The sequence below is a fragment of the Staphylococcus sp. GDY8P198P genome (assembly GCF_017891615.1).
Classification (GTDB): domain Bacteria; phylum Bacillota; class Bacilli; order Staphylococcales; family Staphylococcaceae; genus Staphylococcus; species Staphylococcus cohnii.
Window position 1 is genome coordinate 1 of sequence record NZ_JAESJQ010000025.1, and the last position, 13114, is coordinate 13114.

Consider the following 13114-nt stretch of genomic DNA (forward strand, 5'->3'; position numbering starts at 1 on the left):
ACAATTATACGGACTTTATCTTTAATTGAATGAATTTAATGAAAAAGTAGTTGGTTATTTTACAAAGCTGTTATTTTTATTATTAAATCTTTGCATAGCGTTATTAGCAATAATTTTAATAGTATTTTTATTTAAAGAAATTATCGAAATGATTAATAGCTTTTTAATAAATAAAACAGTTAAATATAATTATGTAGTAGAAAAAATGTTAGTAGCATTTATGCATATTGAGTTCATAATATTGATTATTCAATATTTCAAAAGAAATTATCATTTTTCATTACAGTTTTTTATTTATGTCGGAATAACAGCAGTTATAAGGTTTATTATAGTGGAGCACTATAATGCAATAGAGACAATGATTTTATCTTTAACAATCGTTGTGTTAATCGTAGCATTATATTTATTGAAAAAAACTTCATTAGATTAATCCAATAAAGTTTGGAAGAAATCAAGATTTGATTTCTTCTCAATCACACATATCATCAAAAACGTCTAACTATGTTAGGCGTTTTTTTGATGAAAATATATAGGATAGAGTTAGATGCCCGTAAAAGTATTAATTGATTGGTTTAACTTCATCTAGTATTTCATCCTGTTTTTTTTTCATTGCTTCTATTTCCTTATCATTGTATTCTTCACCACCATACATCTGATCAGATAAATCGAAATATTCATTTTCTAATTCATATTTTTTTCATATGTTGTTCTTACCATTTATGTTGCTCATTTATCTATTTTCCATGCGTTTTTTCTTCCTTAGGTGTTCTATAAACACCATTCCCTTCATAGTCATACTCTTGTGGTTCTTGTACTTTTGTAATCTGTTGTGGCTGTTCACGATTAGGTTGTTCTGCGTTATTTTGATGTGTTTTAGTTGATTTCCTTCATTTAATTATCCTTTCCAAAAATATATTTTTAACATTTTATATTCAACTGAATTTTAAGTGAAAAAAGATAACAATATTGTAAGTACACTTAATTCATTTTGGTTGATAAAATAATTTTATATAACGAAAGGAATGAATATAAATGAAGAAGATATTGATTTTAATGCCAGTTGTAATACTAGCTTTAGCAATAATATTAATAGGAATGTATTTAGTATCAAATGGAAAAAAACAAGAAGGAGAAATAGCTGGTTTAATTGATCACATTAACCCCTTAGTTAAAAAGGAAAGCAGTTATGTAAAAACAAAAAAACCTGATGAATTTTTGGAATATGATAGAGTCAGTTACACACAAAAAGCTTATGATGAACAAGGCGAAAGTAGAAATCTTACTTTCACAGCCTCTCAAAGTTTAAAGCTAGATAAATATTTGAAAATAACGCATAAGGGAGCTCATGTAGCTACATATGAAGAAGTTAAGAAACAGGATATACCTAAAAAAGCAATTGAAGAAATTGAAAAGTAAAAAATGATAATTTGATAACTCACTTTAAAGGGACTTTCAAACAGTTCCTTTATTTTTATTGATGAACATGAATTAGAATTCTATAGTAAGCTGTATTTTTACTATGGATAAGGCACATTTCAATTTTTCAGAAACGAATTACTTTGACCATGTTTATAGTAATTCTTCCTTTGTCATCGACAAGTTCGTATACAAAATTTAAAAATAATATCGCATCGAATTTAAGTAATAAATAATTGACTTTTTGTAATGTAAGTGTAATATTACAATTGAATCAACCAAGATTCAAAATTTTTACAGGGAGTGTTTAATATGAATAAAGTGTCAAAGATAATGTTATCTTGCGGCCTCGTATTTAGTACAGCAGTAGGTGCAGCAGCAATCGATTCACATCAATCACAAACCCAAGCAGCAGAAACGCCATATTATAACTATACAGGTTATACATCAGCAAATAGTGAATTTATTTTGGATCAAGATTTTATTAATGCAATTAAATACGGTAATTTAACAATTAATGGTTATAAAATTACAAGTAGTGACGCAGAAACAGCTGAGATGGTAGACATATATGATCAATCATTTCGTAAAACTGGCGAAAATAAAGCAGATGCTGTTACTTTTGATTTAGATGGTAAATCTGTTTCAAAAAATGATTTATTAACAGTATATGGTCCTTCAGATGTAACCGACACACCAGCAGGACATATGTATGAACGTAATTATAACGGTACGTCAATTAAATTTTATGTAAACGATGGTTATGTAACCAAAGTACAAATTAATACTTAAAGTGAAATATAAAGGGAATACTAAACAATCAATCAAATTTAATAAATAATGTAGTTAATGAAAGTGTATTTTTATCACATGTATGTCATTCTTAAATTTTTTAGCAGTGTGTAATTTACAAATGTACAAGTCAAAAAGTGATTAATAGAAAATAGGTAATGCTAGTGGTTCTTTTTATAAAACTAAATTTCTAATAAACAAACGCTCACCAATTGGTGGGCGTTTTTGTAATAAAAAATATTTTTAGTGTGACTTTAATAGGTTAAGGATATAATTATATACACAATTTTGGAAGTAAGGATTTAAGCATGTTCTTTGAGAAGGAATTAACTTTTAATTATAAATTTAGTTTTAACAATTTTTATGCGTTGTCATAAAAGGTAAGTACGTTTGTCTAAAATTCATTTGGCATATTAGTCCTTCTGAGGTCTTAAAATATAAAAATAAAAAACCAAAAATATGATGATTGATGGTGGTAAACTTATAGATATTGTTTTTAAAAATTCGTTACTGATTAAAATCAATGTTTCGAAATTAGAAGCGTTCATAATTTTATTAATTCCTGTTTCTGATGGTCTGATTAAAATTGTAATAAATGTTATTATCAAGAAAAAAACAATGGAATATTTTAGACTTTTTTTAAATCTCATAAAGCACCTCTCTTTGATATAGCGTATCGTGATATTGAAACATGTATGACAAATGTATTATTTGCTCATATTATATAATAATGATGTATATATGTCACAGTGTTATCGAATTTTATTATAAAAGCGTTGTAAAATCTAATTTAGTATAATATTATAAAAATATGATTTATTTTAGAGCTCTATCATTTTTGCGGCCACCTTTAAAGGTGGTTATTTTAATGGATTTATAATTAATTTCTGTTTTTAAGATAGTTTGTAAAAAGGAGATATTAAATTGAAAAGAGTAATAGGCGTAGGTATTTTAAGTGGTATATTACTTTCTGGTTGTTCTCCAGATATGTTAAGTAAAAAATATTTAAATATTGCCCATCGAGGGGCTAGTGGATCGACACCTGAACATACTTTTGTCGCATATGATAAAGCAATTGAGTTGGATGCAGATTATATAGAAGTAGATTTACAAATGACTAAAGATAATAAGTTAATTGCAATGCATGATAGTAAAGTCGATAGAACTACTGATAACACAGGATATGTAAAAGATAAAAATATCTCTCAAATAAAAAAATTAGATGCTGGATCTTGGTTTGATAAAAAATACAAAAATGAAAAAGTACCGGAATTAGCAGAAATATTAAAAAAATATTATAAAAAGTCTAATTTTTATATTGAAACTAAAAATCCTGAAATGTACCCAGGTATGGATGAAAAACTAGTAGAAGAACTCAATAAAAAAGTTTTATTAGGTAAAAATAAATTAAAAAAAGGTAAAGTTATAATACAGTCATTTTCTGAAAGTAGTTTAGTGAACATACATAAAATAAATAAAAACATTCCATTAATAAAACTAATTGATGATAATGAAATTAATAGTTTATCAGATAAAGAATTGCAACGCTTATCAAAATTTATATATGGTATTGGGATGAATCATAAAAGCGTGAATCCTGAATTAGTAAAACGAGTACACGATAACGGATTAAAAGTTCATGTTTTTACTTTAAATAGTAAAGGAGAAGTTAAAAAAATGAAAAAAATGGGGGTTGATGGTGGGTTTAACAATAATCCATAGTATTTAATTAAAATAATATTTATGATCGTAGGCGTAATTCGAATAATATGCTTAAATAATGCCAACGACTATATAGAACCACAATGACGTTAAGTAGAGTTTTGAATCTTTAAGAAGCATAAATAATAAATTAGGATATTAAAATTTTAAATTATATGGTTATTTATAATGAACGGTAAATTATTTTAGGATAAATCGTTTATATGTATATTGTTTTGGTTATATTTAAGAAAGTCTGAAATTGGAAAGGTGTATTGTAAAATGGAGAAATTAAATCAGGTCATGCTATATGTAGATGATCAGTCAAAAGCTGTTGATTTTTGGAAAAATATAATGGAATTTGTCGTTTTATCAGAAGAAGCATTAGCAGAAGGATATAAAGCAGTAGAAATAGCACCCAATAATGAGGCCGAAACATCGATTTCTATTATGGAAAAAGCATTTATTAAAAAATATAGTCCAGAAGTTAATTTGGGTACACCATCACTTATGTTTAAAGCATCAAATTTCGATGAACTTTATGAAAAGTTAAAAGCTAAAGGCTTAACTGGACATGATATTATTGAAATGTCAGGAACTCGGGTATTTAATTTTCAAGATGGACAAGGTAACTATTTCGCCGTAAGTGAATAGCATTTATTATTTTCTTGAAATAAATAACTGCCGTCAATAGGACCAAAACCAAATCGATGAAATTCGTTTGGTTTTGGTCCTTTTTAATAATCGCAAGCATATTTATTATACCTTGTGGGGGTATATGTTATAATCATTAATGCTAAGAGAATAACGTTACACTCTATAAGGAGGATAAAACATGACAAATTCAAATAATCATGAATCACGCGATCATCATGATCATGGGATGCATGAGGAACATCATACACAGCATCATGAAGGACATGATATGCATGATCACCAGGGACATCACCATGGCAATTTTAAGCGTAAATTTTTTATATCACTGTTATTTGCTATACCAATCGTCATTTTATCACCAATGATGGGAATAAAATTACCGTTTCAATTCTCATTTAATGGTTCCGATTGGATCGTATTAGTGCTTGCCACAATATTGTTTTTCTATGGTGGTAAACCTTTTTTAACTGGTGCCAAAGATGAACTTTTATCTAAAAAGCCTGGTATGATGACGCTTGTTGCGTTAGGTATTTCTGTAGCATATATTTATAGTTTATATGCATTTTATATGAATCATTTTAGCCATGCATCTGGGCATGTTATGGATTTCTTCTGGGAATTAGCTACATTAATATTGATTATGTTGTTAGGACATTGGATTGAAATGAATGCAGTTGGTAATGCAGGTAATGCTTTGAAAAAAATGGCTGAACTTTTACCTAATAAAGCGATAAGAGTGATAGATTCGGAAGAAAAAGAAGAGGTTTCTATATCTGAAATTTCAGCGAATGATATTGTGGAAGTAAAAGCTGGAGAAAGCATACCGGCAGACGGAGTGATAACTCAAGGAAGTACCTCAGTAGATGAATCATTAGTAACAGGAGAATCTAAGCAAGTAGTTAAAAATGAACAAGATGAAGTTATCGGTGGTTCAATTAATGGTTCAGGCACGGTACATGTCAAAGTAACTGCTACAGGAGAGAATGGCTATTTATCACAAGTGATGGGATTAGTAAATCAAGCACAAAATGATAAGTCTGATGCGGAATTATTATCAGATAAAGTAGCGGGTTATCTATTTTATTTTGCAGTAAGTGTTGGTTTAATAGCATTTATCGTGTGGATGCTTATCCATAATAATATAGATTTTGCTTTGGAAAGATTAGTGACGGTATTGGTTATAGCTTGTCCTCATGCACTGGGATTAGCTATACCTCTAGTTACGGCGCGTTCTACTTCTATTGGCGCACATAATGGATTAATCATAAAAAATAGATCTTCTGTTGAATTAGCTCAACATATTGACTATATTATGATGGATAAAACAGGCACTTTAACAGAAGGTGATTTTTCAGTGAATCATTATGAAAGTTATACAGATCAAAGTGATAATGAAGCAATCTTATCTTTATTTGCTTCATTGGAAAGTAATTCCAATCATCCACTCGCTTTAGGTATCGTGACATTTGCTAAAAGTAAAGGTATCAAAATTAAAAATCCTCAAGAAGTTACCAATATACCAGGTGTTGGATTAGAAGGTATAATTGAAAATCAAAAATATAAAATTACAAATGTAAGCTATTTAGAAAATAACAACTTGAAATATAATATCAAAGAATTTGAAAACCTTGCGAAACAAGGTAACTCAGTTAGCTTTTTAATTAATAACGAAGAAGTAATAGGAGTTATTGCACAAGGGGATAAAATTAAAGAAAGTTCAAGAAAAATGGTTTCAGATTTATTATCAAGAAATATTACGCCAGTGATGTTAACAGGAGATAATAATGAAGTTGCAACTACAGTGGCTAAAGAATTAGGTATTAATGATGTCCATGCACAATTATTACCTGAGGATAAAGAAAAAATTATTCAAGATTATCAAAATAATGGACATAAAGTAATGATGGTTGGTGACGGTATCAATGATGCACCTAGTTTAATTAGAGCGGATATAGGTATGGCTATTGGTGCTGGTACGGACGTTGCTGTTGAATCAGGAGACGTGATTCTTGTTAAAAGTACACCATCAGATATAATTCATTTCCTTTCACTTTCTAAAAATACTATGAGAAAAATGGTTCAAAATTTATGGTGGGGAGCTGGATATAACATTGTTGCTGTACCACTCGCAGCTGGTGTTTTAGCATTTTTAGGGTTAATATTATCTCCTGCTGTCGGAGCAATTTTGATGTCTTTAAGTACGGTTATTGTTGCAATTAATGCAATGACATTAAAATTGAAGTAGAACCACAAAAATTTTGAATGAACGCGTACGAATATACTGGCTTGAATAAAGTGGAAAGACACAATCTTTTAAAGGTAAAGTGTTTGTTCCACTTTTTTTTAATTAGTAAACTAGAAATGAATTATGCTAAACTAGTGCTAATTAAAAAGGGGGTATGACATGTCGTTAAAACTGGAGCCTATGACGCAAAAAACTTTTGATGAAATTTATGAAAATAGCATTCATGAATATGCGCATGAACATATAAAAAGTGGTGATTGGGAAGCAGAAGGTGCCATTGAGAGGGCACGTTCAGATTTTGAAAAACTATTGCCTTATGGATTAGCTACTGAAAATCAGGATTTATTTTCTGTTAATTATTTGGATGAAATGATTGGATATTGTTGGTTACATTTTGAGGGGATTAAAAAGAAAACTAAATGTTTTATTTATGATGTACATATTTTTGACAGTTATAGAGGTCAAGGCTTAGGTGAAAAAACGATGCTTTGTATCGAAGATTATTGCCAAAAAAGAAATATACATCGTATTGGTTTACATGTGTTTGGTCACAACGAGAGGGCAGTATCCTTATACAATAAATTAGGGTTTCAAACTACTAATTATAGAATGGAAAAAGTGATAGGGAATGATACACATTAAAATAAGACGCTAATTTTTAAAAATTTATCAAAAGTTTTAAGTAGGGGAATTTAAAAATCGGTAATCTATGCAAATTGATAACGAAATATTTTTAGAATTAAGCAATTATTTTTAGATGTTTTAATGAATGTTGGTTGGCAATATAAATGAGGTTCAACCTCAACTTAGAATGATTCTATAGGTTTATTACCATAAAGGAAATAAGCGTCCAATGACTTATGACTTTTTATAAAAATAGAGAAGACGTCCCTTTCTATTGGACAGATATAGAAAGAGACGTTTTTTTATATGACTAAAGCTTTATGAAAGCCACTGAATTGTCTGTTTGCCAGCATTTGTATATTTATGACCAGCCAATTAATTGTGCAATTACTAATGAAATAATTGAAATAAGTCCCCACATAATAAATAAAGGGAAGAAAAACTTGATCCACTTAGTATAAGAAACGCCACCAATGGCTAATGCTGCCATGAAATAACCACTTGTAGGATAGAATACATGTGTGAAGCCATCGCCTAATTGAAAAGCTAAAACAGCTGTTTGACGAGTAATTCCTAGCATATCTGCTAATGGTGCCATGATAGGCATAGTGACAAGTGCTTGACCACTTCCTGATGAGATGATGAAGTTAATTAATACCTGAACGAGATACATTCCGATGACTGCGACAGTCGGTGTTGCACCGTCAATAACAGAACCTAAGCCATGCACGATACTGTCCATAATCTTACCGTCTTCAAGAACTACTGCGATAGAACGTGCGAGACCTACAATGATAGCTCCCATCAATACGTCTTTAAATCCGTCATTAAATGACTCGCAAATTTCACGCGTATTCAATCCAGTAATTAATCCAACAACAATTCCCATAATGATAAATAATCCGGACATTTCAACCATAAACCAACCCTGTGTAGTAACACCATAAACAAGTACAATAAAAAAGGCTAATACAACTGCAATGCCAATTTTTTGACGTTGAGTTGCAACTAGCGGTTCGTGCTTCGTAATGTCTTTATAGGTTTGTCTTTTTTCAGTGTCCTCTTGGTAAACTAAGCTAATATGTGGGTTTTGTTTTACTTTTCGTGCGTATCTCATTATAAATAATATCGTTATAATAAGCACAACAACAAAGATTATTAGTCGTAAGCCAATACCAGAAAAAACAGGAATACCAGATAATTTTTGTGCTAACCCAGTATTGATAGGGTTTAATACACCGACTGTAAAGCCTACAACAGTACCACATAGCGCAATCGCAGTAGCGGTTATAGAATCATAACCTAAAGCAATAATTAATGGAATGATAACGGGTATGTATACAAGTGAAAGTTCAGCAGTACCTATGAGAGTAGCAATAATTGCAAATACTGATGTCAGTACTGGAATGATAAAGATACTATGATTTAAAAACCTACGCGCGAGTTTATCAATTCCAATTTCAATAATGCCCGTACGTCTTAATACCATAAACATACCACCAATAATCAGTGTGAAAAATACAATTTCACCTGCTTCAATGAGACCTCTTGGAATAATGGATATAAAGTCAATAATATTCACTGGTGTAGCTTTTATGTAATGAAATGAGTCTGCATCAACCATTTCTCTACCTTCTGGTCCTTTAATTCGATCAAATTCTCCGGAAGGAATGAGGTAAGTTGAAATGGTGGCTAAGACACCAAATATAAATAATATGACATAAATATGTGGCATTTCGACCTTTTTCCTGTCTTTATTTGTTGTTTTCCCTTTATTTTTTGAAAATTTCATTGCTACACCCCTTTTAGCTAACATAAATAATGAAAATATATCATGGTTATATAAAAATTAAAATCTTAATTTTCTGAAAATTTTAATTTAAACATAATTATAACAAAATTTTTATAAAATTATTAAATAAATATGATTTTAGTTAAACAATTTAGTGTGAATTAATATAAAATAAAAAACCTAGTAATTGAACTGTGCAGCTCATTTACTAGATTTTACTAGAAACATTTTATTTATTTGATAACTAAAGACAGTAACAAGGCACTATCTTTAATTATAAGTGTTTATTACATTGCTCGATCAACATTACTACACAATATATTCAAATAGCGATGAACATTATGCGAAGTCGTATCTTTAGGTAGTGCATGAGAAAACGTATTACCTTTTGTCGTTTTAACAGTATAGATTATATCATAGTTACTAATTTTGAAATCAATAATTTTCATAAATATCCCCTTAACAATGGTCATTGTTTTAAAATTATGAAATTGCAAATGAAACTGTGAAATAGGTTGAAGTACAAAGTTGACCATTTATATAATTGTACTATACATAAATCTTTTAAGTAATAAAAAGTATAACATATTTATGAAATAAACTTAAATAATACAAATAAAAAACACATTCAAATTTAAGAATATGTTTAATCATTAAGTAAATTTATTATTTCATCGTACTTTTGTTCACTCAAGGTACCTAAAGGACTTTGATTTATTTCAAATATTAAAAAATCATCATTTGAATTGAATACACTTTTTATATTTTCACAAATCGTATTTTGATCTAAGTCACTTTTTAACAACCACAATCCTTTGTAGATGTACAAAGGTTTACCAACAAGATTTAACTTAGAAGGTAATTTTTCATACCCATAAGAAATAGCATTTAAATTATAGGATAATATATATTTCGCCATTTATATCGCCCTCCGATATAAGCATATCATTAACTAAGATTTAAAGGTTGGAAGAAGGTTGGGTTTAAACACCATTTATTTATTTTTGGAATATTATAGGCGGATTAAGTTTGTTTTTATTTTGGAAGGGGATTTTAATAATATAGGTAACTTTATTTTTAATACTATGGGGTGAAATAAAAATGAATTATATAAAGTATATAACATCAAAAGATAACACGAAGCTTTATGCAAAAATAAATGAAATTGAAAAGGCTAAAGCTAATATTATTATTGTCCATGGATTAGCTGAACATCTTGATCGTTATGATGAATTAGCTAATTACTTAAATAAAAATGAATTCAATGTTATTAGGTATGATCAGCGGGGACATGGTCGATCAGAAGGCAAGCAGACATTTTATAGTAATAAAGATGAGATTGTTGAAGATTTGACTGCTGTGGTTGATAAAGTTAAAGCAGACTATAAAGGGAAGATATATTTAATTGGTCATAGTATGGGCGGATATACAGTAACATTATTCGGTACACAATATCCTAATGAAGTAGACGGCATAATAACATCTGGCGCTTTAACGAGATATAATAAGAAAACGTTTGGTGAAGTAGACAATCATGTAGATAAGTATAGTTATTTTGATAACGAACTTAGTGAAGGACTATGTTCAGATCAAAATGTTGTTGAAAAATATGCATTAGATGATTTGAATGCAAAGCAAATTTCAATGGGATTAATAGTTAGTCTAATGGATGGTATAGCGTATTTAAAAGAAAATGCATCTAAATTTATTGAACATACACTTATATTACATGGTAAGGAAGATGGGTTGGTGAGTTACCAAGATTCATTACAATTATTTGATGAAATAGGTTCTGAACATAAATCAATTCATATTTATGATGGTTTACAACACGAAATATTTAATGAATCTTCTTTTAACAAGAATATTTTTAAAGAAATTGTTGATTGGTTAGATAATGAAATATAATTCACATGAATTTTTAAAGTAGATTTACAAATTTATTGTTGATTAAGTCCTCAAATATTTTAAAATGTTTGTTTCAGTAATTTGAAGGATTTATAATAAAAAAATAATTAAGACAAAATAATTGAAGGAGACAAATATGTTTATTAAAACCTTGCACATGGAATACGAAGAGAGTTTCGAAGAATTTGATACACGAGTGAACCAATTTTTACATGAAGTTGACGATAAACAGCATTGGGAACTTGTTTCAGTTACACCTTCAGTTACAAACACTGTGGAAGGCGTAGATTATTTTATTACAATTATTTATAAAAAGTAATGAATAACACGATAAAAAAAGAGCCTGAAAACTTTTTCAGGCTTAAACATAATATAGACAGTAATTAATCAGAAAATGTCTGATAATCATGATTTTAATCAATCACTCACATTCTAATCATTTCTGTTATTGCAAGTCGACTAGATTATTAAAAAAATGATGTTTATCTCGTCCATATATAAATTGTGATACATGATATCAATCTAATCACTAATTATATAAATTCAATATGTGTACTAAATTCATATAATTAGTGACTAAATGTTTTTTGAGGGACGTTGAAATAATCAGCTAAAATTTTAGTGTCATTTTCTGATGGTTCTCTATATCCATGTTCCCAATCCCATATTTGACATATTCTATAACTTTTCTCGTAGTCTTTGTTTAAATTAATTGCTAATTTAGACAAACTTAAATGCTCTTTTTCACGTAGCTCAGTTAAAATTTCCAAAATCTAAAACCTCCATCATTTAAATGTATAAGACTTATATTAATTATTTTAGTACAGATAAACTGTATGTTCAAATAGCTAAATATTTATTTGGAATTAATTGAAATGTTATTTCCAACAATTTTAATATTTTGAATAAAATATAAATCATTTTTTGATTGTATAAAGTGTCAGGATATAAGGATAGGGTATTAAAATATTAAAAATATTTATAATAAGGAGGAAAATAAATTGAAAATAATTGCTATGAGTATTTTTGTAGATGATCAAGAAAAGGCAAAACAATTTTATACAGAAAAGCTCGGTTTTGAACTTGTACATGACATGGAGATTGGTGGTGGGTTTAAATGGTTAACTGTAAAAGAAAACAATTCTAACAATCCGGTAGAAATCGTTCTTGAACCTAATGAGAATCCTATAGCAAAAACATATCAAGATGATTTGTTTAATGCAGGTATTCCCGTAACGATGTTTGGCGTTTCTAATTTAGAACAAACACACCAATCACTGTCAGATTTAGATGTGAAATTTCATACAGCACCAAAAGAGGTTGAAGGAATTAAATTAGCAATCATTGAAGACACTTGTGGTAATTTAATTCAATTAATTGAGCAATAAGTATATATTTTTCTAAGCACTAGATTTAATTTATCGTCAATTTTTATGATATAAGTTAAATTTGGTGCTTGTTACTTATTATATTAAAGCACTTTATAAAATATAATTTCTGTATTCATCACCGATGAAAATGAATAATCATTTTTTGTAGCCCTCTGAATTAAACGCTGGTTAACAAATTTTTGGATATGTTTATGAAGTATATTTTATTGGAGGGAACTTTACAGAAAGTTATGAGTTTGCAAAATGCATTCTTATACGAATTACAATCCAATAACGATGTAAACTAAGTAGTAAAGTAACGATGATCAATACGATATAACCCCTTTATCCGCCGTATTAATCATCGTTCAAAAACATGAGTATTTATTTTTTCATTTTATCAATATCTTCCGCAACAATTGTTAATAATTCTTCAGTTTCTGCGTCGGTTAACTCATCAGAACCTTTAATTCTAATGACAGAACCCTTATCCGTTTTAACATGGTAAATCGGTTCTTCGTCTTTATAAACTTTTCGTAATACTTTCATCTCATCACCCTTTTTTCTATAAAACAATTCACGATAATAAGTCAAGTCCAGACTCCTGTG

The 13114-nt window shown here is 28.9% G+C and carries 15 protein-coding genes; 10 read left to right on the top strand and 5 right to left on the bottom strand.

Annotated elements, in window-relative coordinates:
- Nucleotides 1-25: 25 nt before the first annotated feature.
- The 7 genes from KA824_RS12580 to KA824_RS12610 all read left to right on the top strand — a co-directional run bounded on the left by KA824_RS12580 (nt 26) and on the right by KA824_RS12610 (nt 7453).
- A complete protein-coding gene (locus KA824_RS12580) occupies nt 26-430 on the top strand; it encodes a phosphate-starvation-inducible PsiE family protein (protein ID WP_107524510.1) in 405 nt (134 codons plus the stop codon).
- A gap of 602 nt (nt 431-1032) precedes the next feature.
- A complete protein-coding gene (locus tag KA824_RS12585) occupies nt 1033-1416 on the top strand; it encodes a YxeA family protein (RefSeq protein WP_107385062.1) in 384 nt (127 codons plus the stop codon).
- A gap of 312 nt (nt 1417-1728) precedes the next feature.
- Entirely contained in the window at nt 1729-2208 is a 480-nt protein-coding gene (isaB, locus tag KA824_RS12590) for an immunodominant staphylococcal antigen IsaB family protein (protein WP_181187804.1), read from the top strand.
- Nucleotides 2209-3132: 924 nt separating this feature from the next.
- The gene (locus tag KA824_RS12595; protein WP_181187805.1) at nt 3133-3930 is read left to right on the top strand and encodes a glycerophosphodiester phosphodiesterase family protein; all 798 of its coding nucleotides are present in this window, start codon (nt 3133-3135) and stop codon (nt 3928-3930) included.
- A gap of 261 nt (nt 3931-4191) precedes the next feature.
- Entirely contained in the window at nt 4192-4563 is a 372-nt protein-coding gene (locus KA824_RS12600; RefSeq protein ID WP_107385259.1) for a VOC family protein, read from the top strand.
- 181 nt (nt 4564-4744) lie between these two features.
- Complete coding sequence (locus tag KA824_RS12605) at nt 4745-6811, top strand: heavy metal translocating P-type ATPase (protein WP_107385258.1); 2067 nt, start codon at nt 4745-4747, stop codon at nt 6809-6811.
- Between the two features lie 159 nt (nt 6812-6970).
- Nucleotides 6971-7453 carry a GNAT family N-acetyltransferase gene (locus KA824_RS12610; protein ID WP_107385257.1) on the top strand — a complete coding sequence of 161 codons (483 nt, stop codon included), beginning with the start codon at nt 6971-6973 and terminating at the stop codon, nt 7451-7453.
- Nucleotides 7454-7796: 343 nt separating this feature from the next.
- Here the strand turns inward: KA824_RS12610 and KA824_RS12615 are convergent, their stop codons facing one another.
- The 3 genes from KA824_RS12615 to KA824_RS12625 all read right to left on the bottom strand — a co-directional run bounded on the left by KA824_RS12615 (nt 7797) and on the right by KA824_RS12625 (nt 10146).
- Nucleotides 7797-9227 carry a YfcC family protein gene (locus KA824_RS12615; RefSeq protein WP_181187806.1) on the bottom strand — a complete coding sequence of 477 codons (1431 nt, stop codon included), beginning with the start codon at nt 9225-9227 and terminating at the stop codon, nt 7797-7799.
- A gap of 287 nt (nt 9228-9514) precedes the next feature.
- The gene (locus KA824_RS12620; RefSeq protein WP_181187807.1) at nt 9515-9676 is read right to left on the bottom strand and encodes a hypothetical protein; all 162 of its coding nucleotides are present in this window, start codon (nt 9674-9676) and stop codon (nt 9515-9517) included.
- Nucleotides 9677-9873: 197 nt separating this feature from the next.
- Nucleotides 9874-10146 (bottom strand): hypothetical protein, encoded by a 273-nt coding sequence (locus tag KA824_RS12625; RefSeq protein ID WP_107386690.1) that lies wholly within the window; start codon nt 10144-10146, stop codon nt 9874-9876.
- Nucleotides 10147-10328: 182 nt separating this feature from the next.
- Between KA824_RS12625 and KA824_RS12630 the strand changes: the two genes are divergently transcribed.
- Nucleotides 10329-11135, top strand: a complete 807-nt coding sequence (locus KA824_RS12630) for an alpha/beta hydrolase (RefSeq protein ID WP_107505407.1) — start codon at nt 10329-10331, stop codon at nt 11133-11135.
- 136 nt (nt 11136-11271) lie between these two features.
- Nucleotides 11272-11454 carry a hypothetical protein gene (locus KA824_RS12635; protein ID WP_107505408.1) on the top strand — a complete coding sequence of 61 codons (183 nt, stop codon included), beginning with the start codon at nt 11272-11274 and terminating at the stop codon, nt 11452-11454.
- 250 nt (nt 11455-11704) lie between these two features.
- Here KA824_RS12635 and KA824_RS12640 read toward each other — a convergent pair whose 3' ends face one another.
- Nucleotides 11705-11905, bottom strand: a complete 201-nt coding sequence (locus KA824_RS12640; RefSeq protein ID WP_107385383.1) for a helix-turn-helix domain-containing protein — start codon at nt 11903-11905, stop codon at nt 11705-11707.
- A 231-nt stretch (nt 11906-12136) separates the two neighbouring features.
- On the opposite strand from KA824_RS12640, the gene KA824_RS12645 reads away from it, so the two are divergent.
- A complete protein-coding gene (locus tag KA824_RS12645) occupies nt 12137-12523 on the top strand; it encodes a VOC family protein (RefSeq protein ID WP_107385384.1) in 387 nt (128 codons plus the stop codon).
- Nucleotides 12524-12889: 366 nt separating this feature from the next.
- Here the strand turns inward: KA824_RS12645 and vraX are convergent.
- Nucleotides 12890-13114: C1q-binding complement inhibitor VraX (gene vraX, locus KA824_RS12650; protein ID WP_210133277.1), on the bottom strand; the 225-nt coding region annotated here is incomplete at its 5' end.

Coding starts and splice junctions, on each gene's coding strand:
- KA824_RS12625 (WP_107386690.1), bottom strand. CDS start 10,146: ATGGCGAAATATATATTATCCTATAATTTAAATGCTATTTCTTATGGG.
- KA824_RS12635 (WP_107505408.1), top strand. CDS start 11,272: ATGTTTATTAAAACCTTGCACATGGAATACGAAGAGAGTTTCGAAGAA.
- KA824_RS12585 (WP_107385062.1), top strand. CDS start 1,033: ATGAAGAAGATATTGATTTTAATGCCAGTTGTAATACTAGCTTTAGCA.
- KA824_RS12630 (WP_107505407.1), top strand. CDS start 10,329: ATGAATTATATAAAGTATATAACATCAAAAGATAACACGAAGCTTTAT.
- isaB (WP_181187804.1), top strand. CDS start 1,729: ATGAATAAAGTGTCAAAGATAATGTTATCTTGCGGCCTCGTATTTAGT.
- KA824_RS12610 (WP_107385257.1), top strand. CDS start 6,971: ATGTCGTTAAAACTGGAGCCTATGACGCAAAAAACTTTTGATGAAATT.
- KA824_RS12620 (WP_181187807.1), bottom strand. CDS start 9,676: ATGAAAATTATTGATTTCAAAATTAGTAACTATGATATAATCTATACT.
- KA824_RS12600 (WP_107385259.1), top strand. CDS start 4,192: ATGGAGAAATTAAATCAGGTCATGCTATATGTAGATGATCAGTCAAAA.
- KA824_RS12615 (WP_181187806.1), bottom strand. CDS start 9,227: ATGAAATTTTCAAAAAATAAAGGGAAAACAACAAATAAAGACAGGAAA.
- KA824_RS12605 (WP_107385258.1), top strand. CDS start 4,745: ATGACAAATTCAAATAATCATGAATCACGCGATCATCATGATCATGGG.